Raw genomic sequence first — 26042 nt, forward strand, 5'->3', positions numbered from 1 at the left:
GAAATGGCCGAGGCCAAGCTGCGGATTGACAAATGGTTGTGGCAGGCGCGGTTCTTCAAGACCCGCAGCCTGGCCGCCAAACAGGTCAGCGGGGGCCATGTCAGGTTGAACGGAAGCCGGGTGCAAAAACCGGCGCAGACCGTGGCCCCGGGCGACGTTCTGACCTTTCCTCAGGGCCGTATCGTCCGCGTTGTGCGCATCGAAAAAATCGGGGATCGCCGTGGTCCGGCCCCCGAAGCGCAAACGCTGTATTTCGATATGACCGAAAAACAGGACGTTCCGCCCAAAAATCCGGGGTTTGAGGGAAAAGGTCGCCCGACAAAGAAAGATCGCCGTTCTCTTGATCTTTCTCGCACCGAAGATCGCTGATCATATCTTGAAGAGTAGGCCAGACTGAATTAGCTAAACGCTCAAACCGCAAACGGGAATCCGATCATGACCTATGTTGTCACCGAAAACTGTATCGCCTGCAAATATACCGACTGTGTCGAAGTATGTCCGGTGGACTGTTTCTATGAAGGTGAGAACACGTTGGTCATCCATCCCGACGAATGCATCGACTGCGGTGTTTGCGAACCAGAATGCCCGGCCGACGCGATCCGCCCCGATACTGAACCGGGCATGGATCAATGGGTCGAATTCAATCGCAAGTACTCGGAAATGTGGCCCGTGATCGTCACCAAGAAAGATCCGCTTCCCGATGCGGAAGAACGCGACGGTGAAGAAGGCAAGATGGAGAAGTATTTCTCGGAAGCACCGGGCGAGGGTGGTTGAACGATTCGCGCTCAAACCTCTGTTTGATGCGAAAAGAACGCGGCTCAACCTGTTGAAAACAGGTTTAATATGAAAATTTACCGCCGGGTAAACTTTCGGGTGTCGTATTTTTGTGATATACTTGGTTCTTGTATGATGACCGAGATTGGGATGCGCTCCACAAGTATGCTCGCTTTGGAGATTTGAATTTGTGACAATATCGCCGCCTGTCGGGGCTGAGAAAGTCCCCGCATGTGGTGCTTTTGTTGTCTGTGTCCCGTCCGCAAGCAAGGAAAAAACTGAATGACAAAGTCGAAAAAGCTCGAGTTCCGCCCGAACGACTATGTTGTCTACCCCGCTCATGGCGTAGGCCAGATCATCTCGATCGAAGAACAGGAAGTCGCGGGATTCTCTCTGGAGCTGTTCGTCATCTCATTTGAGAAAGACAAGATGACTCTGCGCGTGCCGACCAACAAGGTTACCGAGTCCGGTCTGCGGTCGCTCAGCTCGCCCGACGTGATCAGTCAGGCAATGAAAACGCTGAAGGGAAAGGCAAAGGTCAAACGCGCCATGTGGTCGCGCCGTGCTCAGGAATACGAGCAGAAAATCAACTCGGGCGATTTGATTTCGATTGCGGAAGTGGTCCGCGATCTGCATCGCACGGACGACCAGCGCGAGCAGAGCTATTCCGAACGTCAGCTGTACGAAGCTGCGCTGGAACGCCTGACCCGCGAGGTTGCGGCGGTTTCCGGCACCGGCGAAGTATCCGCCGCCAAACAGGTGGACGAAGTTCTGACCTCTCGCGCTGCCTGACAGCGAGTTCGATATGACAACAGGCCGCTCCACCATCGGGGCGGCCTTTTTCGTGGCTTGGTGAATTCCGCAAGTACCGCTAATTTTACTGTATATGCAGCAAGCTACAGGGCGGACATGAAGCAGACAGTTAGATATCTGTATATCGGACATGACCCGATTTCGGTCTGGTTTCGGTACGCTCTGATCCTGTTCGATGTTGCGACAATCATTTTCTTTGTTGCAACGGCTCACGTCCCTCATGGTCCCGGCTTGATCCTTGCAAGCCAGTTGATCGGTTTTTTAATTTTCTTGGACTTTTCAGCGCGGCTTTGGATTTCAAAGGATCGTTGGAAGCTGCTGCGCCAGATTTACACGCTGGCGGATATTGTCGTTATCGTCTCGCTGGTTCTGGATCCGTTTCTGACGGGCAACCTGGCTTTCCTGAGGATTCTGCGGGCCTTGCGCCTGATCCATTCATACCACCTGCTCAGGGACTTGCGACGCGACAGTACCTTTTTTCGCACCCATGAAGACGCGGTGATTGCAGCAATCAATCTGATGGTTTTCGTCTTTGCCACCTCTACGGCGGTATTGGTGTTCTTCATTCCGGAAGACGCCCAGACGCCTTACATAGACGCGCTGTATTTCACCATGGCCACCCTGACCACAACCGGGTTCGGCGACATCACGCTGAGCACACCTTGGGGCAAGCTGTTTTCGGTCTTCATCATGGTCGTGGGCGTCGCGTTGTTTGTCCGTTTGGCGCAGGCGATATTCATGCCGCAGAAGGTACGTCACAAATGCCCAAGCTGCGGGTTGTATCGGCATGATCCGGATGCCGTGCATTGCAAGCATTGCGGTGAAACACTGCGGATCGAAACAGGCGGCGCGTCCTAAATCTGCGCGCTGATGGCAAGCAGAAACGCGATCTCGGCCAGTTGTTGCGATGCCCCAAGTATGTCCCCGGTCTGGCCGCCGATCTTCTTGCGCGCTGTCAGCGCCAAGATGGCGGCAACCAAGGCAGCAGAGAATATGGCGGTGATCGCCGCACCCCCGCACAGGAAAACGGCGATTGTAACGGCCAGGCCCAAGGACATGCTGACCGAAATCGCGCCGGGGGTTCCCACCGAATGGCTCAGCCCCGATTTTCTGGCGTTTGGCAGGGATGCCATCAAAACCGGCATCAGGGCGCGTGAGAACACGCAGGCTGCCAGAATCGCCCAAATCGACCCGGTTGCCAAAATCGTGGCAACTGCCGAAACCCGAGCAAGCTGGGAAACAACCAAAGCGAGAACACCATAGGTTCCGATCTGGCTGTCTTTCATGATTTCAAGTCGACGTTCAGCAGTGAACCCGCCCCAGAGGCCGTCGAACGTATCGGCCAGACCGTCCTCGTGCATCGCGCCCGTCGTCATGATCAACATTGCAACCAACAGTGTCGCGGCAACAAAAGGGGGCAGATGAAAGACCATTGCCAACCATCCGACCAGACAGGCGATCGCTCCGACGGCCAGCCCGGCGATGGGGAAGGCCCATGCCGCCTGTGCCTGCCGCTTGAATACAGGTTCCGGCAATCGGGGCAGGGGCAGGCGGGTCAACAGCACCAGAGCCAGCGGAATATCCCACAGGGAAAAGGGATTGGTGTCGTTTTTCTGCACGCCCGTGCCTTTCGGGGTCTTGTTGGTTTCGATGCTTCGGTTAAACACACAGGACCACTCTGATGCAATGAGGCTTTCATGTTGCCTGAACTGAATGATTTGAACGCGTTCCGTGCTGCGCTTGCAGCGGCTCCGGGGCCGGATGCCACCGCGGCGCAGGGCGCGGCAGAGCGAAACGGACAACTGACGAAACCCCCGGGCGCGCTGGGGCGACTTGAAGATTTGGCAATCTGGTACGCAGGATGGCGCGGAGATGCCCGTCCAAAGATCGCGGCGCCACAGGTCATCGTCTTTGCCGGAAACCACGGAGTCACCGCACAGGGGGTCTCGGCTTTTCCGTCGGAAGTGACCGTGCAGATGGTGATGAACTTCGAACATGGCGGTGCGGCGATCAACCAGCTGGCCCGGGCGGCGGGTGCAACGATGGATGTTCACGCGCTGGATCTGGACAACCCGACCGCAGATTTCACCCGGGCACCGGCCATGACGGAAGCCGAATTGCTGGACGCGCTGCGCACTGGCTGGCAGGCCGTGGATCCGCAGGCTGATCTGTTGGTCGTGGGCGAAATGGGCATTGGCAACACCACCCCGGCAGCCGCGATTGCCTGCGCGCTGTTCGGTGGTGACGCGGCCGATTGGACAGGTCGCGGGACGGGCGTCGATGATGCGGGGCTGACCAACAAGACCCGTGTTGTGGCCGAAGGTGTAGCGTTGCACAGGTCAGAGGATGGCCTTGAAATTCTGCGCTGCCTCGGAGGTCGTGAGATTGCGGCGATGGCCGGGGCGATTGCCGCCGCGCGGATATTGCGCATTCCTGTGATCCTGGACGGTTTCATCTGTACCGCTGCCGCTGCCTGCCTGTGGAGGCTGTCGGACACCGCGCTGGATCACGCCGTGGCCGGCCACCAAAGCGCCGAGGCCGCACACGGTGCCGTATTGGTGAAGCTGGGCAAGGAACCGCTGCTGAGCCTTGGTCTTCGGCTGGGCGAAGGCTCGGGCGGGGCGCTGGCGATCAATATTCTCAGAAGCGCCGTGGCCTGCCATTCCGGTATGGCAACCTTTGCCGAGGCAGGAGTGTCTGACGGTTGATTCATTGCCTGACCCGGGCACAGGCTTGGGTCAGGCGGACTTCTTGGCGTGTTTTTCGGCCAGTTCCAGCAGCGCGGTTTCCAGATCCTTTTCCAGCTGCTGTGCACGCTCGATGTATTTCTTGTTTTCGGCAGTTGGCAGACCCGGGACCCACAGCTCGGCGAGATCGCGAACAGACATCCGGTCATGATGATAAAAAGTCTGTTCCGCCTGTGCGGCCTCGTACTCACTCAGCCCGATATTCTCCAGAACATAGCGGCCTGCGCGCAATGAGCTGTCGAAAAGTTCCCGCACGATGTCGTTGGCACCAGCCTGATAGAGCTCGTACACATGAGTCCGGTCGCGGGCGCGTGCGATGATGTGCAGGTCAGGGCGCTGCCGTCTGGCATACCCGACAAGCCGCGTGACTTGTTTGTGGTCATCCATGGCAGCGACAAGGACCGACGCTTTTTCCAATCCCGCAGCGCGCAGCAATTCAGGGCGTGTTGGATCGCCCAGAAACCCTTTGACCCCGAAACGGCGCATCAGCTGAATAGTTTCGATGTTGTGGTCCAGCACAACCGTCTTGAATCCGCTGGCCCGCACCAACCGGTTTACAATCTGCCCGAACCGACCGATCCCGGCAATGATGACGGGGCCTTTTTCGTCAATTTCATCCGGCACGGGTTCTTTGGAAGTGTCGCCGATCTTTCGCGACAGAAGATCGTAGATGATAAACAGAAGCGGTGTGATCAGCATCGTCAAAGCAATGATCATCAGCAGTTTTTGGGACAGGTCGGGGGGGATGACATTCTGTTGCGTGGAAAATGCCAGCAGAACAAAGCCAAACTCACCCGCTTGCGCCAAGCCCAAGGTAAACAGCCAGTGATCGCGCCCACGCAACTTGAAGGCCTTGCCCACAAGATACAGGATGATCCCTTTTGCAAGGATCAAAAGAAGCGCCAGACCGATCAGGTCAAGGGGGTCATCAAAGAAGTAGGCAACATCGATCCCGGCACCGACCGTGATGAAGAAAAGCCCAAGCAAAAGCCCTTTGAATGGCTCAAGGTCGCTTTCCATTTCATGTCTGAACTCGGAACTGGCCAGAACCACGCCCGCCAGGAAGGCGCCCAGGGCAGGGGAAAGTCCGACGAGGGTCATCAGGAAGGAAATCCCGACCACGATCATAAGCGCCAGAGCGGTATACATCTCGCGCAGGCGGGTCGCGTGAATGAAGCGAAACAGCGGACGGGTCAGGTAGACACCGGCCAGAATGACAAACACCACTGCCCCGATCGTGACCAGCGTGACGGCCCAACCCGGCAGACCTTCGACCAGAGAAAGGCTGTGATGGTCCGCGCCGTGAAGTCCTCCGGCCCCGCGGTCAATCGAACCATCCGATTTGATCTGAGGCATGGCCGGCAAGGCCAGAAGTGGAAGCAAGGCCAAGATCGGAATGACCGCTATGTCTTGCGTTAACAGCACCGAAAACGTAGCTCGACCGCCATTTGTTCGCATCAGGCCCTTTTCGGAAAGGGTCTGAAGAACGATTGCCGTGGATGACAGCGACAAAGTCAGCCCTACGGCCAGGGCGACCGACCAGGGGTGGTTGGCGTACATTGCCACGGCAGCAATCGCAGCCGTCGACAACGCAACCTGCAACCCGCCCAACCCCAGCAACTTATCGCGCATATCCCACAGGGCGCGCGGCTCCAGTTCCAGACCGATCAGGAACAGCATCATCACCACACCGAATTCGGCAACGTGCTGAAGGTTTTCCGTTTCCGCGCCGACAAGGCCAAGAACAGGACCAATGATAATCCCAGCGGCCAGATACCCCAGAACCGACCCCAACCCAAGCCGTGCAGACAGGGGAACGGCGATGACTGCGGCTGCCAGATAGATTGAAGCCTGATATAGGAATACGTCCATAGGTGTCCTCTCGGGCCCGTTCAGGTGGGCAGGGGGGCGTCGCGTTTCAGTTGGTCCATTACGATCTGGCTCTGAACTCTTGCAACGGCAGGATGCGGCAGGATGACCGAATGTAGCAAGCTGTTGAGCGCGGAAAGATCGTCACAATAGATGTGCAGCAGGTAATCTGCCTCACCGGTCATCGTCCATGCGCTGGTAATTTCGGGGCGGGTGTCGACCATGCGGGCGAAGCTTGCAGATTGTTCAGGGCCATGAGTTCCCAGATGGACCTGAACAAAGCCTTGCACTTGCAGACCCAGTTTCAACGGGTCCAGCCGCGCGGCATACCCGGTTATGTACCCTTCGGCTTCAAGCCGCTGGCGGCGGCGTCCTGCCTGACTGGGTGACAGGTTCAGCATTTCGCCCAGTTGGTGCGCGGTCAGGTGTGCGTCCTTTTGCAGGGCGGAAAGCAATCGCTTGTCGGTCGCGTCCAGCATGTGCGGAAAAATCCTGCCATTATTAACTTTTATGCGCGTTTTGCGCGCCTATCGGCAGTTTACACGAAAACAATGCGCAGAAACAGCGTCATAAAAGTCATATTTTTGAATCAGCAAAGAAATTCCTGTTTTCGAAGGAGACGCGCCATGGGTCCTTTCCCACACAACGCCCCGAAATCTGTTATCAGCGAAGAAAACCCTGCCGGTACCGATGGGTTTGAGTTCGTCGAGTTTGCCCATCCTGAGCCGCAGGAGCTGCGTGATCTGTTCGCGAAGATGGGGTTTGACCTGGTGGCCCACCACAAGGAAAAGCCCGCCGTCGAGCTGTGGCAGCAAGGGGATGTCACCTATATCCTGAACGCGGATCCCGACAGCTTTGCCGCGAGGTTCGTGGACGAGCACGGACCTTGCGCGCCATCCATGGGGTGGCGAGTTGTTGACGCGCAAAAGGCCTATGACCATGCCGTATCAAAAGGTGCGGAACCTTACGACGGCGCTGACAAAACCATGAATGTGCCTGCGATCAAGGGCATCGGCGGATCGTTGATCTATTTCGTCGATCAATATTACGACACATCGCCATACAATCAGGAATTCGAGTGGATCAAAGAATCCAAACCTCGGGGCGAGGGGTTCTTCTATCTCGATCACCTGACGCACAACGTCTACAAGGGCAACATGGACAAGTGGTTCAAGTTCTACGGCGACCTGTTCAACTTCCGTGAAATTCGTTTCTTTGACATTCAGGGCAAGTTCACCGGGTTGTACAGCCGGGCGCTGACGTCTCCTTGCGGTCGTATCCGCATCCCCATCAACGAAGACCGCGGTGAGACGGGGCAAATCGTATCCTACCTGAAGAAATACAAAGGTGAAGGCATTCAGCATATTGCTGTCGGCAGTGACGATATTTACGCCTCGACCGATGCAATTGCGGAAAACGGTCTAAAATTTATGCCGGGCCCGAACAAGGCATATTACGAGATGTCCAAGACCCGCGTGGCCGGCCACGAGGAGCCGCTGGACCGGATGATGAAACACGGCATCCTGATCGATGGTGAAGGCGTTGTCGACGGTGGTGAGACCCGGATTCTGCTACAGATTTTCTCGAAAACCGTCATCGGACCGATCTTCTTCGAGTTCATTCAGCGCAAGGGCGACGACGGTTTCGGCGAGGGAAATTTTCAGGCGCTATTCGAATCCATCGAACGCGAACAGATCGAAAGCGGCGAGATTTCCGCAGCCTGATTGCAACGCACTGACACGCCGGGGGCAGTTCATCTGCCTTCGGCGCTTTTATGTGACGGTTGGTGCGTCAGAAGATCGATTGCCGGTTTTCAGCTGCGCGGCATCGCCAGGGTCACGTTGCGGCCCTTTTTCTGATATCGGAGCTCACTGTCGCTGATCGCGATGACTTTCCCGCCATCAAGGCGGTCTCCGACTTTCAGCTTTTTGTAACGCCCGCTGGGAAGCCGCACCAATGCGCGTCTGTTGGCCGGCGTTCCGTAGACCCCGATCAGGTTCAGCCTGCGCAGGTTGATTGCGTTGTCGATCGTGGCTTGTCGTGCGACCGACGCGGTCGAAGGGATTTTGGGCGCGACGGTCTTTGGTTGGAACGATCCTGCGTCATCGGATTTCTGATCCAATGCTGCTGTGGACCCAAGATTCGAACTGTTTGAAGCAGGTGATTTGGCAGGGGCCAATCCGGCGGGGCGGGATTTGGGCCGCGGGACTCTTACGACAGCCAAGGCCGTTGGTGCCTCATCGACCTGTGGTTCGGTCTGAAGGTTTTCCGGGCGCGCTTTCGGTCGCTTGGATGCCAATTCCTCCAGTGACCGGCCACCCAGTTGACCGCGCTCGAAATTCTCGACCAGATCAGCGGGGCGCGGCTTGGGCCGAATGCCTGCCAATCTGTCGTCGACCTCGTCAACCACAGGTTCTTCTTCGAAACGAACCGGAGTTTCAGGTGGAACCTTGGAAGGGCGCCCCAGATAAACAACGACCCCCGCCGGATTAACGGTGCCTTCCGGTGTAGGCACGACCAGGCCGTTCTCATCCAGATCAAACCGAGTGCCCGCAATGTTGGGGGATACGTCGGGTTCAAAAGGAGCGTCGGTGTCAAAACTGGGGTCGGGCGGTAAGGCAACCGCATCCTCGAACAGATCGGCGTGGTCCAGCGATGCCAGATACAATTCCTGCGGTTCCACAGTCTCAGGTATTTCCGGTGCCGCAGGCGCTGTCGTGCTTATGCCCGTAACGGCCTCGACACCTTTTAGTGTTTCGGGGTCCTGAGCGACGGAGTCCACCGCGGTAGGGGCAACTTTGAGGGCCTCCAGAATGGCTGCATCTGTGGCAGTCAGATCCGGCTGCGTGCCGGTCTCAGTTTCCGAGGCCTCGTTCGCAGGCACTTCGGCTTCATCGATCGCAAGGTCCGGAACGGTTTGTTGCGGGGCTTCCAGCGCAGCCGTGTCCAGCTCCGATTCAGGCAGGGGCTCTGCGGCGGGTTCAGTGGCGGGAACCGCAACCTGAGCCGGGCTCTGTTCCGCCTGATCCTGTTCAGGGTCGGACCCCGATGCCAGCCAAACGCCAACAAGTCCACCAACGAGAAGCAAGGCGGCAAAGACCGGAATGACAGACCGGTTTACCCCTGAAGATGCATCAAGATTGTTCGTTGTTTCCCGGGGTGCTCGGAAAGCCTCGGGCGCGGCGGTTCCGGCAATCGGATGGGTGGGCAGGTCGGAATCATCAGCCTGTTCAACTGCGTCCGTTTCCACCGGAGATGGCTGGTTTTCCGGGTGTGACAGATCGGAAGCGTCCGAGGTTTCGCGAAACAACGCCTCACGCGGGAACGCGCCCTCTTTGTCTTCGGCGGTGAACGCCACCACCACAAAACCATTTTCCGAGGCAAAGGTCCGCGCTTCGGCCAGAGTTTCAACCGCCACGGCGGCAACAAAGGTCGTGTCGCCTTCGGTCTGGCTGTCATAACTCAGTTCCGACAGGGCGTAAGGCGTGGCCTCGGTCAGAGCAGTTTCGATACGTTCAGCCCGGTATTCCGGCAGCAACCTATCGGTGGAAAGCTCTAGAAACCGAATCTGATCCTCTGGCAGCACAAGCTTGCAGCTCAGATCATTTTCCAGCGCAAATGCCTTTTCCCGCAACGCCTGCATCTGTGCGGACAAGTCCGGAACATCCAGCGGAATCGTACCGACAACAAACCAGTCGTCATCGGAACGGTGGTGCAGTGTTATTCCGGTCGCAGAAAAAGACAGCGCAAAGGCGGGTTTCATATTCCGGAGGAACCATAATTATCAATGTCAATGCAAACGACTTTGCGTTTGCAGACCGACATTAAAGCAGGAACCCGCCGAGGGAAAGAAAAAGGCGGTATCTCCTCTTGTATCGCAAGGGCCCGTCAACCCATCTAAAAGCAGAGTAATTTGGAGTGATAACCTTGAAGACATTCGCTTTTCTGGCCGCGATGATGGCGGCTACGGCTGCCGGGGCCGCTCATGCGGAAGAACGTCGCATCAACGTTGATGCAACCGGAACAGTGCAGATTGCGCCTGATATGGCGACGATAACCTTGGGCGTGACCAACGAAGACGCCGAAGCCTCGGCTGCGATGCAGGCGACGTCAGATGCCGTTTCCAAAGTCTTGGCGCGCCTGACCGAGATGGGTATCGAAGATCGTGACGTCCAGACACGGGACCTGTCATTGTCGCCCGTCTGGTCGGGTCGTCATGGACAGAATGGGGAGACGCCCGAAATCACCGGCTTTACGGCGTCCAACCGCGTGTTTGTGCGCGTACGCGACCTGACCCAACTGGGGAAGATCATGGACGCGGTCATTCAGGACGGCGCCAATGATTTCGGGGGCTTGAGCTTTGGCGTACGGGATCCCAAACCGATCGAGGCGCAGGCGCGTGCCAAGGCCGTTGGCGAAGCCACGGCCAAAGCACAGCAGTTGGCAGAGGCAGCGGGCGTGACGCTTGGTCCGGTTCAGTCGATCTCGGAGCAAACAGCTGGCATTCGTCCGATGGCAGAAATGCGCGCGCTGAGCATGGCGGATGCGGGTGGTGTTCCCGTCGCGGGCGGCGAGGTGTCGGTTTCCGTCAGTGTCTCGATGGAATTCGAGATTTCAGACTAAGATCACGCTTTCACACGGGCCATCAGCGGTTTGCGCTGCTGGCCCGTGCCGTCAAAATTGTCGGGCGACAGCCAGGCTTCGAATGCATCGCGAATGCGCGGCCATTCAGTGTCGATGATCGCGTACCACGCCGTATCCCGATTGCGGCCCTTGTAGTGGGTCGCCTGTCGAAACACCCCTTCGAAAGTAAATCCCAGCCGTTCAGCGGCATTGCGTGACGGTGTATTCAGTGCGTCGCATTTCCACTCGTACCGACGATAGCCGAGCTCGTCGAAAACCCGCTTCATCATGAGGTACATGACCTCGGTCGATTGCGGCTTGCGTTGCAGCAGCGGTGAAAAGTGGATGTGGCCGACTTCGATGGCACCCGCTGCGGGTTCGATCCGAAGATAAGAGGCCATGCCGACTGGCACTTCGTCCGCATCCAATACGGAATGAAACATCGGGTCCGCATCCATGCAGTTGGCGCGGGCCCAGTCTTCAAATTCCGGTTCGCTGACAAACGGGCCATAGGGCAGGTAAGTCCAGTTACGGCCATCCCTGTCATTGGCAAACGCCCGAAAAAGTCCGGGCGCATGGCGATTCACATCCAGTGGCACGACAGAACAGTACCGGCCTTCCATCGGTGTGTAAGGCGGCGTCGGGCGCGGAAAGTCACCCGACACCGGCAAACCGATGGGCTGGCCAAGGTCGTTTGTGTCGTGCCCGGCCATAGTCAGGCGCTGGCCTTGGCGAGGGCCTGATCAAGGTCCGCGATCAGGTCGTTCACGTCTTCGATGCCGATTGACACCCGCACGACTCCGGGGCCTGCGCCCGCGGCTTCCTGTTGTTCCGGCGTCAGTTGTCGGTGGGTGGTCGAGGCCGAGTGGATGATCAACGAGCGGGCATCGCCCAAATTGGCCACGTGGCTGAAGATTTCCAGCGCGTTGACCAGTTTGATACAGGCGTCATAGCCGCCCTTCACCGCAAAAGTGAACAATGCGCCAGCGCCACGTGGATACTGCGATTTGACCCGGTCCTTGTAAGGTGATGACGGCAATCCCGCATAGGTGACGTATTCCACCCGGTCATCCGCTTCCAGCCACGTTGCGATTTTCTGGGCGTTCTCCACGTGGCGCTCCATACGCAGCGACAGTGTTTCGATCCCCATCAGCGTGTAATGAGCTGCCTGCGGGTTCATGGTCATGCCCAGATCACGCAGACCGATGGCAATGCCGTGGAAGGTGAAGGCCAGCGGACCAAAAGTCTCATGGAATTTCAGGCCGTGATAGGCAGGCTCGGGTTCGCTCAGTGACGGGAATTTGTCATTCGCGGACCAGTCGAACTTGCCAGAATCCACGATGCACCCTCCGGTGACGGTGCCGTTGCCGGTCAGGTATTTGGTGGTAGAATGCACAACCAGTGTCGCGCCATGCTCGATCGGACGGCACAGGTAGGGCGTGGCCGAGGTGTTGTCGACAATCAGCGGGATGCCCGCAGCATCAGCAACATCCGCCAACGCGCGGATATCAGACACATAACCGCCCGGATTGGCGATGGATTCGCAGAACACGGCGCGGGTGTTTTCGTCGATGGCATCCTTCACGGCGTCCAGATCATCGGTGTCCACGAATTTGGCGGACCAGCCAAAGCGTTTGATCGTCTGGCTGAACTGCGTGACCGTGCCGCCATACAAACGGGTCGAGGCGACCACGTTGCAGCCGGGCCCCATCAGCGGGAACAGCGCCATGATCTGTGCCGCATGCCCGGACGAGCAGCACACCGCCCCGACGCCGCCTTCAAGCGTCGCCACGCGTTCCTGCAGAACGGCGACGGTTGGGTTGGTGAGGCGGGAATAGATAAAGCCCACCTCTTGCAGGTTGAACAGGGCCGCCGCGTGGTCCGCATCCCGGAACACATAGGCCGTGGTCTGATAAATCGGTGTCTGGCGTGCTCCGGTCGCCGGGTCGGGGCGGGCACCCGCATGAATTTGCAATGTGTCGAAACCGTAGGTCGGGCCGTCAGACATCGTGAAAATCTCCTGTTGGTATCTGTCTTGCGGAATCTGTAGGCCATTGCCCGCCTGCGCACAACGATCCTGTCAGCGCAGCCAGAGTCCTTTGCTTTTGATCGCGTTGCGCAGCACCTGTTCCCGCCGCGGCAGATTGTCCTGATCAAAGAGCGCACGGATTTTTTCGCCTTTGCCCTGAAGAACCAGTTTTTTCAACGGATCATACTGTTTGAGCACTTTTTTGACCTTGTTGGGGGCCACGACGGTTTCCAGCACATCGATCACGTGATCGCTTTCGCGGGCATAAAGCAAAGGGAACAGGCGATAGTGGCAGCTGACGGACCCGTCCAGAAGCCCGTCCGGCAAAGCGTCCCGCCCGCCGCCGAAAGAATGAATGACCAGCGGCAGGGCCGCCTGATCCAGCCATGGGTCAAGGTTCTGGCCCGTCAGTTCGGGAATGTTCTCATCCCGGATCGTTCTTGCGTAGTCCAGGTACCGTTCACCGAACATCCTGGGGCATTTGAAAAAAAAGTAACCTGCGTTGAAGTAAAGGTATCGCCGCCAGTAATCATGGGGTTGGCCCGGATCCACCGAGCTTTCGAAATCCAGCCCGAAGCGCGCATAAAGCGCCCGCCAGATACCGTCAAAGCCGGGGCCGTACAGCGTCGGCTTTGGCCATGTGCCCTCGACCTTCAGTGAGGCTCCGGGGTGGTTGAAATCGAACGGGACGCTTGTGATGTCGCCGGTGATCAGCGTGTCTGTGTCGAAGAACACAAAGGGTTCACCTTCCGGCAGGGCCGACAAGGCTTCGATCTTGTTGCCATAAGGGTAGCTTTCGCCGAAAACATGCGAGTCGAAGGGTAGGATTTCGGCATCCAACTGTTTCAGGGCCTTCAGAACGTCTTCGTCCTGGATGCTCGGGTTGTGGGTCCAGCGCGGGCCCGGGTTGGGTGTGGCGACAAACAGCCGGCCTTTGAACCCGGGCGAACAATGGCGAAGCGAGGCCGCGAACAACAGGGCCTCATATTGCAGGCGGTTGTTTTGCCCGACAACCGCGATGTTGAATTTCCGAGAACTTGCCTGCATCTATGCCCATTCCTGAAAGCTGCCGGAACCGGCACCCTTTGATCCGGGTTACAGCAAGCGGGGTGGGGCGTCAAAAGCCGAAAGTTTGATTTCTTGTTATCTATGGCATTCCTCTCATCGCGCCGAGAAAGGGCTGAGCAAGGTCATTTTGCGGATTTTCCGAGGTTGGCCCGGTTCATGTCGTAAGGGAAAATCGGTGGCGTGCGATGCTGACCGAACCTTGTATGCCCATACCCGCACAGCCCTTTCCTGGGCAAATCCTGCCTTCCGACCCAATGATTCAACGCTTTTCGTGCTTAACCCCTAAGCGAAGTGCCCAAAAACACGGTTGTTTTTGCAAGGCTTTTCATTTTTTGACCATTTGGCAAATTTTACCAATTGATAAAAAAAATATTTGTGGCAAGCTGAGAGCATAACAAACATATCTACAGGGAGTAGAGTGATGGCACAGGGCCAGATGGCACCCGGCATCGTAGCCGGGCGGCTTTCAAGCGATGAGCTGACCTCGAATTTCACCGATCTGCATCCGCCACTTGCGCAGCACGAGGCCGCAGTAGCCGCAGATCGCTGTTATTTCTGCTATGACGCGCCATGCGTGACGGCCTGTCCAACGGATATCGATATCCCGTTGTTCATTCGCCAGATTCAAGCCGGTCAACCGCAATCAGCAGGGCGCACGATTCTCGAACAGAATATTCTGGGCGGAATGTGCGCTCGGGTCTGTCCAACCGAAACATTGTGCGAAGAGGCCTGCGTTCGCGAGGCCGCCGAAGGCAAACCGGTTGAGATCGGGCGCCTGCAACGTTTCGCCACCGATGAAATCATGGCCTCGGGCGTGCATCCGTTTGAACGTGCGCCTTCGACCGGCAAGACAGTTGCCGTTGTAGGGGCCGGGCCTGCGGGTCTGGCCTGTGCCCATCGGCTGGCGATGCTGGGCCATGACGTGGTGATCCATGAAAGCAAGCCCAAACCCGGCGGCCTGAATGAATATGGTATCGCGGCCTACAAATCGACCAACGATTTTGCACAGGCCGAGGTGGACTGGCTTCTGAAAATCGGCGGGATTGCAATCGAGACCGGTTCGGTTTTGGGCGAAAGCATCTCATTGGATGGGCTGGTCGAAAACTACGACGCGGTGTTTCTGTCCATCGGTCTAGCCGGCGTCAACGCCTTGCGTGCAGGCGGTGTTGACAAGGACGGTGTGCGGGCCGCGGTTGATTTCATATCGGACGTGCGGCAGGCCAGCGACCTTGCCGATCTGCCCGTTGGCCGGAATGTGGTCGTCATCGGCGGGGGCATGACGGCTGTGGATGCCGCCGTGAAATCCAAGCTTCTGGGCGCCGAAAACGTCACGATTGCCTATCGCCGCGGCCGGGATGCCATGGGGGCCAGCCGGTACGAGCAGGACCTGGCAGCGTCGCATGGCGTTCGGATCATGACCAATGTTCAGCCAGTGGCCATCCACGGCAATGGCGCCGCGACCGAGATCGAGCTGGAATATACCTCCAGCCAGAACGGTCAGCTCATCGCAACCGGAGAAACGATCCGCTTGCCGGCCGATCAGGTTCTCAAGGCCATCGGACAGACCTTGGAGGGCGCACCCGAAGGCCTGACGCTGGATGGCAACAAGATCGCCGTCAGCGGCGCTGGCCGAACCTCTTTGGCTGGTGTCTGGGCTGGTGGTGACTGCGCTGCGGGCGGTGAAGATCTGACCGTAACGGCCGTTGCCGAAGGTCGGGACGCGGCGATGGACATCCACGCGACGCTCGTTTCGTGATAGGGTGGGGTATTCACCCCATTCCTTTCGCTGCTGAGGTATTCCCATGTCCCAGATCGAACAAGCTGTTGCTCAACACTATACCACCGGTGCACTGACCGAACGCGTCCGCGCGGCGCTGGAGGCCAGCGGCATCGACCCGGATGCGGCCACTGTCGCTGATCTGAAGGCGGGGGATGAATTCCATACCGGCGGCGTTCTTGCGACCGACAACCTGTTTGCGCAACTTTCTCCGACCCATGCGACACGCGTTCTGGACATCGGATGCGGCATCGGAGGCACATCCCGGTACATAGTGGACAAATATGACTCAACGGTTACAGGGGTCGACCTGACGCCTGAGTTCGTGGAAACCGCAACTGCGCTCAGCGATCTAGTCGGACATTCCGAAAAGACCAGCTTTCTTGTTGGCAGTGCTCTGGACATGCCTGTGCCGGATGCCGGGTTCGACCTTGCCGTCATGATGCATGTGGGCATGAATATCGAAGACAAAGCGGGGCTGTTCGCGGAAGTGTCACGGGTTCTGGCCACCGGTGGCACCTTTGCCCTGTTCGACGTCATGGGCGGAGAGGTGGATGAGCCGCTGGCTTTTCCGCTTCCCTGGTCCACTTTTCCGGAAACCTCCTTTGTTCACGCGCCAGAAGTATACAAAGACGCCGCGGCCGCGGCCGGTCTTGAGCTGGTTGCCGAAACAGACCGCACCGCGTTTGCGATCCAGTTCTTCGAAGACGTATTTGCCAAGATAGCCGAGACCGGACCAGCGCCGCTGGGAATCCACCTGATGATGGGCGAAACGGCGCCCGAAAAGTTCCAAAACTACGTCAAAAACCTCAAGGCCGGGCGTATTCGCCCGACCGAAATGATATTCAAAAAATCCGGCTGAGCCGGGAAGGGAGAAGCCATGGCCGATCTGACGACAAACTTTCTGGGCATTTCCAGCCCCAACCCGTTCTGGCTGGCCTCTGCGCCGCCGACGGACAAGGAATACAATGTGCGCCGCGCCTTCGAAGCCGGGTGGGGAGGAGTTGTCTGGAAAACGCTGGGGTCCGAGGGGCCTCCGGTCGTGAACGTGAATGGCCCGCGCTATGGCGCAATCTACGGGGCCGACCGCCGTTTGCTGGGCCTGAACAATATCGAACTGATCACGGATCGTCCTCTCGAGGTGAATCTCGAGGAAATGGCGCGGGTCAAATCCGATTACCCGGATCGCGCCTTGATCGCGTCGATCATGGTTCCGTGCGAGGAAGAAGCATGGAAGGCCATTCTGCCACGCGTGGCAGAAACCGGTGCGGACGGGATCGAGCTGAACTTCGGCTGCCCTCATGGGATGAGCGAACGCGGCATGGGCTCGGCCGTGGGGCAGGTGCCGGAATATATCGAGATGGTCACCCGCTGGTGCAAACAGTATTACGACCGCCCGGTCATCGTTAAGCTTACGCCGAATATCACAGATATCCGCAAACCGGCTGCGGCCGCCAGAAACGGTGGTGCGGATGCGGTGTCGCTGATCAACACCATCAATTCGATCACCAGCGTCAATCTGGACACGTTCAGCCCTGAACCGTCCATTGACGGCAAAGGCAGCCACGGTGGGTATTGCGGCCCGGCAGTAAAGCCCATTGCATTGTCGATGGTGTCCGAGATCGCGCGGGCCGAGGCAACGCGGGGCCTGCCGATTTCCGGCATCGGCGGCGTCACCACTTGGCGTGACGCGGCCGAGTTCATCTCGTTGGGTTGCGGCAACGTTCAGGTGTGCACCGCTGCGATGACCTATGGCTTCAAGATCATTGACGAACTGACGGCGGGGCTGTCGGAATGGATGGATGAGAAAGGCTATTCCAGCATTGATGAGGTGATCGGACGTGCGGTGCCCAATGTCACCGACTGGCAGTATCTGAACCTCAACTACGTCGCCAAGGCGAAGATCGATCAGGATCAGTGCATCAAGTGTGGCCGGTGTTATGCTGCCTGCGAAGACACCAGCCACCAGGCGATTTCCATGTCCGAGGACCGCGTGTTTGAGGTGATGGATGACGAATGCGTCGCTTGCAACCTCTGCGTCGATGTTTGTCCGATCGAAGGCTGCATCGATATGGTGCCGATGGCAGCGGGCGAGGTTGATCCCCGGACCGGAAAAGAAGTTCAGCCAACTTATGCGAACTGGACGACGCATCCGAACAACCCGATGGCCAAGGCGGCCGAATGAGGGGATTGCGACAGATCGTCAAGGGGCCGTTATTGCGGCCCCTTTTTTCAGGGGCTCAGAAGTTTGCGGTACAACGTGTCAACAAAGGCTTCTGCACCCTCGAACGGATCTTCGTTGCCCAGAATTGCACGAACCTGAACATCGAAATCTGCATAGTGCTGCGTCAAGGCCCAGATCGAGAACACCAGGTGGTAGGGGTGCACCCGCGCGATTTTTCCCTGATCCATCCAGCCGGTAAGGATCGTGACCTTTTCGTCGACCAGTGTCTTGAGATCATTGGACAATGCATCGTGAATACGCGGCGCGCCCTGTACAAGCTCGTTGGCAAAAAGGCGGCTTTCCCGTGGTAGCTCCTGACTCATCTGCAACTTGCGCCGAATGTATGCCAGGATTTCCTCCATCGGATCGCCATTGGCGTCCAGATCATGCAGCGGAGCCAGCCAGGTATCCAGCAGGCCGGACAGCAATTCAGTGTGGATCGCTTCTTTTGATGGGAAATAGTACAGCAGGTTCGGCTTGCTCAGACCTGCTTCTGCTGCGATCTGGTCTACGGTTGCGCCGCGAAACCCGTGGGATGAAAACACGTTCAGGGCGGCCTCTAGAATCGCGGCGCGGTTCTTTTTCTGAATACGGGTTGGTGCGCGGTCTTTTGGCATGTTTTCAGCGTGTCTCTTTTTTCGTCGAACAGGTGCGGGACCTACTGAAAATTTCAGCTGAACCGCGCAAATTCTTGACTGATACCGAACCCGTGATAGCGTGAGTTTGACCATATGGTCAAATCAAGACATCAAAAGCGAGCCAACTCGCCAGCAAACAGGGAAGATGAACATGGCAGCTCCGGCGCAGAATCTCAGGATCAATGGCGACAGGTTGTGGGACAGTCTGATGGAGATGGCCAAGATCGGCCCGGGTGTCGCCGGTGGCAACAATCGCCAGACCTTGACGGATGAGGACGCGGAAGGCCGCGCCTTGTTCCAGAAATGGTGCGAGGAAGCAGGGTGCACCATGGGGCTTGACCAGATGGGCAACATGTTTGCCCGTCGCGAAGGCACTGACCCGGACGCGCTGCCGGTTTACGTGGGTTCGCATCTGGATACGCAGCCGACCGGCGGCAAATATGATGGTGTGCTGGGTGTCCTGGGAGGGCTGGAACTGATCCGGACGCTGAACGACCTGGGGATCAAGACGAAACATCCGATCGTCGCCACCAACTGGACAAACGAAGAAGGCACGCGTTACGCGCCGGCGATGCTGTCTTCGGGCGTTTTTGCCGGGATGCACACGCAAGACTGGGCATACAACCGCGAAGATGCTGAAGGCAAAAAGTTCGGGGATGAGCTGAACCGGATCGGCTGGCGTGGTGATGAAGAGGTGGGCGCCCGCAAGATGCATGCGTTCTTTGAGCTGCATATCGAACAGGGCCCGATCCTTGAAGCCGAAGGCAAGGATATCGGCGTCGTCACCCATGGTCAGGGGCTGAGCTGGACGCAGATCACGGTAACGGGCAAGGATGCGCATACCGGATCGACACCGATGCCGATGCGCAAGAATGCCGGGCTGGCCATGGCGCGGATCCTGGAGAAAGTCGACGAGATCGCATGGTCTCATGCTCCGCATGCGGTGGGTGCGGCAGGGCATATCGATGTCTACCCGAACTCACGCAACGTGATTCCGGGCAAGGTGGTGTTTACGGTCGATTTCCGCTCGCCCGAGCTGGAGGTAATCACCGACATGGAGAACCGCCTGCGGGTGGCTGCCGAGGACATCGTTGACGAGATGGGTCTTCAGATCGAATTCGAGAAAGTCGGCGGGTTCGATCCGGTGAAATTTGACGATGCTTGCGTATCGGCCGTGCAAAACGCAGCCGAACGGCTGGGCTATTCGCACACTGATATCATCTCGGGCGCGGGGCATGATGCCTGCTGGATCAACCGGGTTGCGCCGACCGCGATGATCATGTGCCCCTGTGTTGACGGGCTGAGCCACAATGAAGCCGAAGAAATCAGCAAGGAATGGGCCGCAGCCGGGGCGGATGTTCTGCTGCATGCCGTGGTCGAGACTGCCGAAATCGTGGAATAGGGGGCGCTGCCCCCGTCGCCCCAAGGGCGACTCCCCCGGGATATTTTTGGCCAGATGAAGCAAGCGGCGCAGACCGCATCAGGGAGTTCAAAATGAGTACTGTCATCAAAAACGGAACCGTTGTCACCGCGGATTTGACTTACAAGGCGGATGTATTGGTCGAGGGTGGCGTGATCACCGAAATCGGCATGAACCTGACGGGGGACAAGGAACTGGACGCAACCGGCTGTTTTGTGATGCCGGGCGGTATTGATCCTCATACCCATCTCGAAATGCCGTTCATGGGCACCTATTCCAGCGATGACTTTGAAAGCGGGACGCGGGCGGCCCTGGCGGGCGGCACGACCATGGTTGTTGATTTTGCACTGCCCAACCCCGGTGAGAGCCTGCTGGATGCGCTGAAACGTTGGGACAACAAGTCGACACGGGCCAATTGTGACTATTCGTTCCACATGGCGGTGACCTGGTGGGGGGAACAGGTGTTCGACGACATCAAAACCGTGATCGAGACGCGCGGTATCAACACCTTCAAGCATTTCATGGCCTACAAGGGCGCGCTGATGGTGAATGATGATGAGCTGTTCGCCTCGTTCAAGCGTCTTGCCGAGCTTGGCGGTACCGCCCTGGTGCATGCCGAGAACGGAGATGTGGTGGCAGAGCTGAGTGCCAAGCTGCTTGCCGAAGGCAATACCGGCCCCGAGGCACATGCGTATTCGCGCCCGCCGCAGGTGGAAGGTGAAGCCACCAACCGAGCGATCATGATCGCGGACATGGCGGGTGTCCCGCTGTATGTTGTTCACACCTCGTGCGAAGAGGCGCATGAAGCCATCCGCCGGGCAAAAATGCAGGGCAAACGGGTGTGGGGAGAACCCCTGATCCAGCACCTGACATTGGACGAAAGTGAATATTTCAATCAGGATTGGGACCATGCGGCGCGACGGGTCATGAGCCCTCCGTTCCGCAACAAACAGCATCAGGACAGCCTGTGGAATGGCCTGCAATCGGGAACGCTGAGCGTGGTTGCAACCGATCATTGCGCCTTCACAACCGAACAGAAACGCTTTGGCGTAGGGGATTTCACCAAGATCCCGAACGGCACCGGCGGGCTGGAAGACCGGATGCCGATGTTGTGGACACATGGGGTCAACACTGGACGTCTGACACCGAACGAATTCGTGGCTGTCACTTCAACAAACATTGCCAAGATATTGAATTGCTATCCTAAAAAGGGTGCGGTTCTGGTCGGGGCGGATGCTGATCTTGTTGTTTGGGATCCTGAGAAAAGCAAGACAATCAGCGCCGCGTCGCAGCAATCTTCGATCGACTACAATGTGTTCGAGGGCAAAGAGGTCAAAGGCCTGCCGCGCTTTACTCTGACGCGGGGTCAGGTGGCGGTGCATGACGGTGAAATCCGGACGCAGGAAGGTCATGGGGACTTTGTCGCGCGTGAGGCGAACACCACCGTCAACAAAGCGCTGAGCACCTGGAAAGAGCTGACCGCCCCAAGGCCAGTCAAGCGGACGGGAATTCCGGCGACGGGGGTGTGAGTGGCAGACGAATCTTGGGATATACAAAGCCCACCTTTCGGTCGGTATGCAAGGTTTGTGGCCGTTACCATTCTATTGTCCCTGCTTTTCATAACCTTTTGGCCGTTTTTTTACGTTAAATCTGCGGCCGAACTTTTGAATTTGCTAGCCGGGTTCTTGTGGCTTTACGTGTTCTTTTTGTTTTGGGGGAGTTCGTTTTGGGTTCCGGTTTCCCTATTGGCTTTGTTTCCTGGCATCGTGGTGTATCGAGCGGTGGTTTCCGCCGCGGCTGGGTTCGGTGCCAACACTAGAATCGCGGTCGCTGCAGCGGCACTGATGACCAGTTTGGTGAGTTCGCTTGGAGTGCCGATTGGGAGTTGGCTCATAGGTCGAGAGTGCGAAATGAAACGCTTAATGGCTGACCTGTCCGATCTTTCGAATTATTGGCCACTAATTTTCGGTGCACCCGCGGCGCTTTTGTCCGCGTTTCTGATCCTTTACAAGAACGAAGCAACATGAAACCAACCACGTCCAACCCAGTCATAGAAGCGCAAAGCCTCGACCTGACCTTCCAAACCAATGACGGACCCGTGCACGCCCTCAAGGACGTGAACCTGACAATCGACAAGGGCGATTTCGTCAGTTTCATCGGGCCGTCCGGCTGTGGCAAAACCACCTTTCTGCGCTGTATCGCAGCCCTGGAGACACCTACGGGCGGGACGCTGACCGTCAATGGCATGACGCCTGATGAGGCGCGTCGAAACCGGGCGTACGGGTATGTCTTTCAGGCGGCGGGCCTATATCCCTGGCGCACCATTGCAAAGAACATAAAACTGCCTCTTGAGATCATGGGATACCCTGCTGCCGAACAGGATGAACGGGTGAGAAAGGTCCTGGAGCTTGTTGATTTGAATGGGTTTGGCGGCAAGTTTCCCTGGCAGTTGTCCGGTGGGATGCAGCAGAGGGCCAGTATTGCTCGGGCCCTTGCGTTCGACGCGGATATCCTGCTGATGGACGAGCCGTTCGGGGCGCTTGATGAGATCGTGCGGGACCATCTGAACGAGCAGCTTCTTGAGCTTTGGGCGCGTACGGAAAAGACGATCGGATTTGTGACGCATTCCATTCCCGAGGCGGTTTATCTGAGCACAAAGATCGTGGTGATGAGCCCACGGCCCGGGCGGATCGCCGATGTGATTGACAGCCCGCTGCCCAAGGAACGGCCGCTGGACATTCGCGACACCCCGGAATTCATCGAGGTTGCGCACCGTGTGCGCGAAGGTTTGCGGGGTGGGCATTCCAATGACGGCTGAGCTGAATGCGGATAAGATCCGGCGCGCGGCGCCAGACGATGTGCCTGCCTGCGCCAGGGTTGTTCACGACTGGGCCACGCAAACGGACTGGATGCCCGACGAACTGCCGGTCGATGAACTGGCGAAGCTGATCAGCGACGCATTCGACAGCCGTGAAATGTGGGTCGCCGGTGATCCGGTCGATTGCTACATGTCAGTGGACCCGGCACAGAATAAAATCGGCGCGCTGTATTGCAGCCGGACGGGGCAGGGTATCGGCAAGCGCCTTGTCGACAAAGCAAAAGAGGGCCGAAATTTTCTCTGGCTGACGACGCACCGGCCCAATACGGCGGCGCAACGTTTTTATCGCCGTGAAGGGTTTGAAGTGACGGCCGAGGAACCCCCTGTGCCGCCGGATACCGTGCCCGTCTATCGGATGGAGTGGCGTGCATGAAGCAAGTCATCGCCGTATTCACAGTCATCGCCGCAATTGTTCTGTTCTGGTACGTGGCCTGTATTCCGATGAACATAAAGGGCGTGTTGACCGAACAGGAACGCGCGGGGGCCGTCGTACAGCCGCCGTCTGCCAAGGACCGGCGGGACATGTCCGAGGTTGGTCTTGTTTTGAACAACACATTCGCCATCCCGGCCACATGGGAACAGGACCGGCCTCGACTGCCGGCCCCGCATCAGGTCGCCGTAGAAATGTGGGAAACGACGGTCCAGAAAAAGATCACTTCGAAACGGTCGCTGATCTATCATGGCTGGGTCACGCTCAGCGCGACGATGCTGGGATTTGCGATTGGCACCGGCCTGGGGATCCTTCTGGCCGTGGGTATCGTGCATAGCCGCGTTATGGACCTGTCGGTCATGCCATGGGCCATTGTCAGTCAAACCATTCCGATCATCGCGCTGGCGCCGATGATCATTGTGGTGCTGTATTCCGTTGGTATCCAGGGCATCATTCCCAAGGCGATCATATCGGCCTATCTGAGTTTCTTTCCGGTTGTCGTCGGCATGGTCAAGGGCCTGCGCAGCCCCGATGCGATGCAGCTGGACTTGTTGCGGACGTATAACGCCAGCCGGTCTCAGGGCTTTTGGAAATTGCGCCTGCCGGCATCCATGCCGTATCTGTTCACCTCGCTGAAAATCGGGATCGCCGCGTCGCTGGTCGGCGCCATTGTTGGTGAGCTTCCGACAGGGGCTGTTGCCGGTCTGGGCGCGCGGTTGCTTGCCGGCAGCTATTACGGTCAGACGGTACAGATCTGGTCGGCTCTGTTCGCGGCTGCCATTCTGGCGGCATGCCTGGTCGGGTTGCTGGGGCTGATTGAACGTGCCGTATTGAAACGGATGGGGATGGCGCAATGATACTGGTTTTGTGTGCTGTCCTGCTTTGGCTTTTGGGCTGGTGGTTGAACAGCCGGTTGGCCAGCGGGCCTTATGCCGACACCCGAATGGTGCGATTTCTGGCCCCGCTGATCTTTGGCCTGACGGTCATCGGGATCTGGGAGCTTCTGGTGCGCGGGCTTGAGGTTCCTCTGGTCATCCTGCCAGCGCCGTCGGTAATAGCGGTACGGTTTGCGGACAGCCTTCCGATCCTGTGGGCTGATTTTGTGCAGACCATCATCAAGGGCGCGCTCAGCGGCTATGTCATCGGGTGCATCGCGGCCTTTCTGATGGCGATTGCGGTGGATCGCTGGGATTTCCTGCGTCTGGGCCTGTTGCCGGTCGGCAATTTCGTGGCCGCCCTGCCGATTGTCGGAACCGCCCCCATTCTGGTGATGTGGTTTGGGTTCGACTGGCACTCCAAGGCGGCGGTGGTGGTTGTGATGGTGTTCTTTCCGATGCTCGTCAACACCGTGGCGGGCCTGCGGGAAGCCACCTCGATGCAGCGCGATCTTATGGAGACCTATGCCGCAACCTATTGGCAGAGCTTCATGAAACTGCGTTTGCCCGCAGCGATGCCCTTCATTTTCAACGGGTTGAAGATTTCCACCACTTTGGCTCTGATCGGCGCTATCGTGGCCGAGTTCTTCGGTTCACCGACACTTGGTATGGGGTTCCGGATCTCTACCAGTGTCGGGCAATTGTCGCTGGACATGGTCTGGGCCGAAATCGTTGTTGCGGCACTGGCCGGCACGGCCTTTTATGGGCTGGTGGCGGGGATCGAAAAAGTGGTGACCTTCTGGCACCCGTCACAGCGCGGATAAAACAAAGAAATCAACAGACCCCGAAATTGGGGCACAACAAGCAACTAGGAGAAATGAAGATGAACAAGCTACTCAGCGGGGCGGTTGCCGCCTTTAGCCTGGCAGCCAGTGCGGCGCTGGCGGCGGATGAGGTGACATTGCAACTGAAATGGGTCACGCAAGCACAGTTCGCGGGCTATTATGTTGCCAAGGACAAGGGCTTTTACGAAGAAGAGGGGCTGGACGTCACCATTCTGCCCGGCGGGCCTGACATCGCTCCGACGCAAGTGATTGCAGGCGGTGGTGCCGATGTGACCGTCGAATGGATGCCTGCCGCGCTGGCTGCCCGTGAAAAAGGGCTGCCGCTGGTGAACATCGCGCAACCTTTCAAAAGCTCGGGCATGATGCTGACCTGCTGGAAAGACGCCGGGATCTCGTCGCCCGAAGACCTTAAGAACCGCACGCTGGGTGTCTGGTTCTTTGGCAACGAGTTTCCCTTCATGAGCTGGATGAGCCAGTTGGGCATCAGTACCGATGGCAAAAGCGAAAACGGAGTGGAAGTTTTGAAGCAGGGCTTCAACGTCGACCCGTTGCTTCAGCGTCAGGCGGATTGCATCAGCACCATGACCTACAATGAATACTGGCAGGTCATCGATGCCGGTGTCAGCCCGGATGAGCTGGTGACCTTCAAATACGAAGACCAGGGCGTGGCAACGCTGGAAGACGGTCTTTATGTGCTGGAAGAGAACCTGAGCGATGCGGCCTTCGCCGACAAGATGGAGCGGTTCGTTCGCGCGTCGATGAAGGGGTGGAAATATGCCGAGGAGAACCCGGACGAAGCGGCGGAAATCGTTCTGGAAAACGATGCAACCGGTGCTCAGACGGAAGAGCACCAAAAGCGTATGATGGGTGAGATCGCCAAGTTGACCGCAGGGTCGAACGGCGCGCTGGACCCGGCTGATTTCGACCGCACCGTCAACACATTGCTGGCAGGCGGGTCTGATCCGGTTATTACCAAAAAGCCCGAAGGGGCCTGGACACATCAGATCACCGATGCTGCACTGAATTGATCTC

The 26042-nt window shown here is 57.8% G+C and carries 26 protein-coding genes; 18 read left to right on the forward strand and 8 right to left on the reverse strand.

Annotation, left to right across the window (positions count from 1 at the left end):
* The first annotated feature begins 3 nt into the window (after nucleotides 1–3).
* The 4 genes from I9185_RS01825 (at nucleotide 4) to I9185_RS01840 (ending at nucleotide 2445) form a co-directional block, all read left to right on the forward strand.
* Entirely contained in the window at nucleotides 4–369 is a 366-nt protein-coding gene (locus I9185_RS01825; protein WP_210092213.1) for an RNA-binding S4 domain-containing protein, read from the forward strand.
* Nucleotides 370–435: 66 nt separating this feature from the next.
* Nucleotides 436–774 (forward strand): ferredoxin FdxA, encoded by a 339-nt coding sequence (gene fdxA / locus I9185_RS01830; protein ID WP_152457680.1) that lies wholly within the window; start codon nucleotides 436–438, stop codon nucleotides 772–774.
* Nucleotides 775–1056: 282 nt separating this feature from the next.
* Nucleotides 1057–1566 (forward strand): CarD family transcriptional regulator, encoded by a 510-nt coding sequence (locus I9185_RS01835; protein ID WP_171116428.1) that lies wholly within the window; start codon nucleotides 1057–1059, stop codon nucleotides 1564–1566.
* A 117-nt stretch (nucleotides 1567–1683) separates the two neighbouring features.
* Nucleotides 1684–2445 carry an ion channel gene (locus I9185_RS01840; RefSeq protein ID WP_210092214.1) on the forward strand — a complete coding sequence of 254 codons (762 nt, stop codon included), beginning with the start codon at nucleotides 1684–1686 and terminating at the stop codon, nucleotides 2443–2445.
* On the opposite strand, the gene cobS is transcribed toward I9185_RS01840, so the two are convergent.
* Nucleotides 2442–3254, reverse strand: coding sequence for an adenosylcobinamide-GDP ribazoletransferase (gene cobS, locus I9185_RS01845; RefSeq protein ID WP_348539705.1), 813 nt, complete (start codon nucleotides 3252–3254; stop codon nucleotides 2442–2444). The genes I9185_RS01840 and cobS overlap by 4 nt on opposite strands.
* Before the next feature lie 30 nt (nucleotides 3255–3284).
* Between cobS and cobT the strand changes: the two genes are divergently transcribed.
* Complete coding sequence (gene cobT / locus I9185_RS01850) at nucleotides 3285–4295, forward strand: nicotinate-nucleotide--dimethylbenzimidazole phosphoribosyltransferase (protein ID WP_210092215.1); 1011 nt, start codon at nucleotides 3285–3287, stop codon at nucleotides 4293–4295.
* Between the two features lie 30 nt (nucleotides 4296–4325).
* Here cobT and I9185_RS01855 read toward each other — a convergent pair whose 3' ends face one another.
* On the reverse strand, nucleotides 4326–6206 hold the full coding sequence (locus tag I9185_RS01855) for a monovalent cation:proton antiporter-2 (CPA2) family protein (protein ID WP_209833366.1): 1881 nt from the start codon (nucleotides 6204–6206) through the stop codon (nucleotides 4326–4328).
* A gap of 20 nt (nucleotides 6207–6226) precedes the next feature.
* Nucleotides 6227–6682 (reverse strand): Lrp/AsnC family transcriptional regulator, encoded by a 456-nt coding sequence (locus tag I9185_RS01860; protein ID WP_171633115.1) that lies wholly within the window; start codon nucleotides 6680–6682, stop codon nucleotides 6227–6229.
* A 147-nt stretch (nucleotides 6683–6829) separates the two neighbouring features.
* Here I9185_RS01860 and hppD point away from each other — a divergent pair, with 147 nt between their 5' ends.
* Entirely contained in the window at nucleotides 6830–7927 is a 1098-nt protein-coding gene (gene hppD, locus I9185_RS01865; RefSeq protein WP_210092216.1) for a 4-hydroxyphenylpyruvate dioxygenase, read from the forward strand.
* Nucleotides 7928–8016: 89 nt separating this feature from the next.
* Here hppD and I9185_RS01870 read toward each other — a convergent pair whose 3' ends face one another.
* A complete protein-coding gene (locus I9185_RS01870; RefSeq protein WP_210092217.1) occupies nucleotides 8017–9966 on the reverse strand; it encodes a hypothetical protein in 1950 nt (649 codons plus the stop codon).
* Between the two features lie 155 nt (nucleotides 9967–10121).
* On the opposite strand from I9185_RS01870, the gene I9185_RS01875 reads away from it, so the two are divergent.
* Nucleotides 10122–10826 carry an SIMPL domain-containing protein gene (locus I9185_RS01875; protein WP_348539706.1) on the forward strand — a complete coding sequence of 235 codons (705 nt, stop codon included), beginning with the start codon at nucleotides 10122–10124 and terminating at the stop codon, nucleotides 10824–10826.
* A 2-nt stretch (nucleotides 10827–10828) separates the two neighbouring features.
* On the opposite strand, the gene I9185_RS01880 is transcribed toward I9185_RS01875, so the two are convergent.
* The 3 genes from I9185_RS01880 to I9185_RS01890 form a co-directional block, all read right to left on the reverse strand.
* On the reverse strand, nucleotides 10829–11539 hold the full coding sequence (locus I9185_RS01880; protein WP_210092219.1) for a GNAT family protein: 711 nt from the start codon (nucleotides 11537–11539) through the stop codon (nucleotides 10829–10831).
* A 2-nt stretch (nucleotides 11540–11541) separates the two neighbouring features.
* Complete coding sequence (locus I9185_RS01885; RefSeq protein WP_171633102.1) at nucleotides 11542–12834, reverse strand: O-acetylhomoserine aminocarboxypropyltransferase/cysteine synthase family protein; 1293 nt, start codon at nucleotides 12832–12834, stop codon at nucleotides 11542–11544.
* 72 nt (nucleotides 12835–12906) lie between these two features.
* Nucleotides 12907–13902 carry a hypothetical protein gene (locus I9185_RS01890; protein WP_210092220.1) on the reverse strand — a complete coding sequence of 332 codons (996 nt, stop codon included), beginning with the start codon at nucleotides 13900–13902 and terminating at the stop codon, nucleotides 12907–12909.
* Nucleotides 13903–14344: 442 nt separating this feature from the next.
* On the opposite strand from I9185_RS01890, the gene I9185_RS01895 reads away from it, so the two are divergent.
* The 3 genes from I9185_RS01895 to preA are packed head-to-tail and all read left to right on the forward strand — an operon-like array spanning nucleotide 14345 to nucleotide 17885.
* Nucleotides 14345–15679 (forward strand): NAD(P)-dependent oxidoreductase, encoded by a 1335-nt coding sequence (locus I9185_RS01895; protein ID WP_171723451.1) that lies wholly within the window; start codon nucleotides 14345–14347, stop codon nucleotides 15677–15679.
* 46 nt (nucleotides 15680–15725) lie between these two features.
* A complete protein-coding gene (locus I9185_RS01900) occupies nucleotides 15726–16562 on the forward strand; it encodes a methyltransferase domain-containing protein (protein WP_210092221.1) in 837 nt (278 codons plus the stop codon).
* A gap of 18 nt (nucleotides 16563–16580) precedes the next feature.
* Nucleotides 16581–17885, forward strand: a complete 1305-nt coding sequence (gene preA, locus I9185_RS01905; protein WP_171633091.1) for an NAD-dependent dihydropyrimidine dehydrogenase subunit PreA — start codon at nucleotides 16581–16583, stop codon at nucleotides 17883–17885.
* Between the two features lie 47 nt (nucleotides 17886–17932).
* Here preA and I9185_RS01910 read toward each other — a convergent pair whose 3' ends face one another.
* On the reverse strand, nucleotides 17933–18541 hold the full coding sequence (locus I9185_RS01910) for a TetR family transcriptional regulator C-terminal domain-containing protein (protein WP_171723449.1): 609 nt from the start codon (nucleotides 18539–18541) through the stop codon (nucleotides 17933–17935).
* Nucleotides 18542–18713: 172 nt separating this feature from the next.
* Between I9185_RS01910 and I9185_RS01915 the strand changes: the two genes are divergently transcribed.
* The 8 genes from I9185_RS01915 to I9185_RS01950 all read left to right on the forward strand — a co-directional run bounded on the left by I9185_RS01915 (nucleotide 18714) and on the right by I9185_RS01950 (nucleotide 26038).
* Complete coding sequence (locus I9185_RS01915; protein ID WP_210092222.1) at nucleotides 18714–19964, forward strand: Zn-dependent hydrolase; 1251 nt, start codon at nucleotides 18714–18716, stop codon at nucleotides 19962–19964.
* 92 nt (nucleotides 19965–20056) lie between these two features.
* Complete coding sequence (hydA, locus tag I9185_RS01920; protein WP_210092223.1) at nucleotides 20057–21511, forward strand: dihydropyrimidinase; 1455 nt, start codon at nucleotides 20057–20059, stop codon at nucleotides 21509–21511.
* Nucleotides 21512–22009, forward strand: coding sequence for a hypothetical protein (locus I9185_RS01925; RefSeq protein WP_210092224.1), 498 nt, complete (start codon nucleotides 21512–21514; stop codon nucleotides 22007–22009).
* The gene (locus I9185_RS01930; RefSeq protein WP_210092225.1) at nucleotides 22006–22800 is read left to right on the forward strand and encodes an ABC transporter ATP-binding protein; all 795 of its coding nucleotides are present in this window, start codon (nucleotides 22006–22008) and stop codon (nucleotides 22798–22800) included. The genes I9185_RS01925 and I9185_RS01930 overlap by 4 nt, the downstream gene beginning before the upstream one ends.
* Nucleotides 22790–23233, forward strand: a complete 444-nt coding sequence (locus I9185_RS01935) for a GNAT family N-acetyltransferase (RefSeq protein WP_245217983.1) — start codon at nucleotides 22790–22792, stop codon at nucleotides 23231–23233. Before I9185_RS01930 ends, I9185_RS01935 begins: the two co-directional genes overlap by 11 nt.
* Nucleotides 23230–24147, forward strand: coding sequence for an ABC transporter permease (locus I9185_RS01940; protein ID WP_171363011.1), 918 nt, complete (start codon nucleotides 23230–23232; stop codon nucleotides 24145–24147). Before I9185_RS01935 ends, I9185_RS01940 begins: the two co-directional genes overlap by 4 nt.
* Complete coding sequence (locus tag I9185_RS01945; protein ID WP_171231810.1) at nucleotides 24144–24989, forward strand: ABC transporter permease; 846 nt, start codon at nucleotides 24144–24146, stop codon at nucleotides 24987–24989. Before I9185_RS01940 ends, I9185_RS01945 begins: the two co-directional genes overlap by 4 nt.
* Nucleotides 24990–25048: 59 nt before the next feature.
* On the forward strand, nucleotides 25049–26038 hold the full coding sequence (locus I9185_RS01950; protein WP_152457702.1) for an ABC transporter substrate-binding protein: 990 nt from the start codon (nucleotides 25049–25051) through the stop codon (nucleotides 26036–26038).
* Nucleotides 26039–26042 lie beyond the last annotated feature (4 nt).

Source organism: Ruegeria sp. HKCCSP346, from assembly GCF_017872595.1.
Taxonomy (GTDB): Bacteria; Pseudomonadota; Alphaproteobacteria; order Rhodobacterales; family Rhodobacteraceae; genus Ruegeria.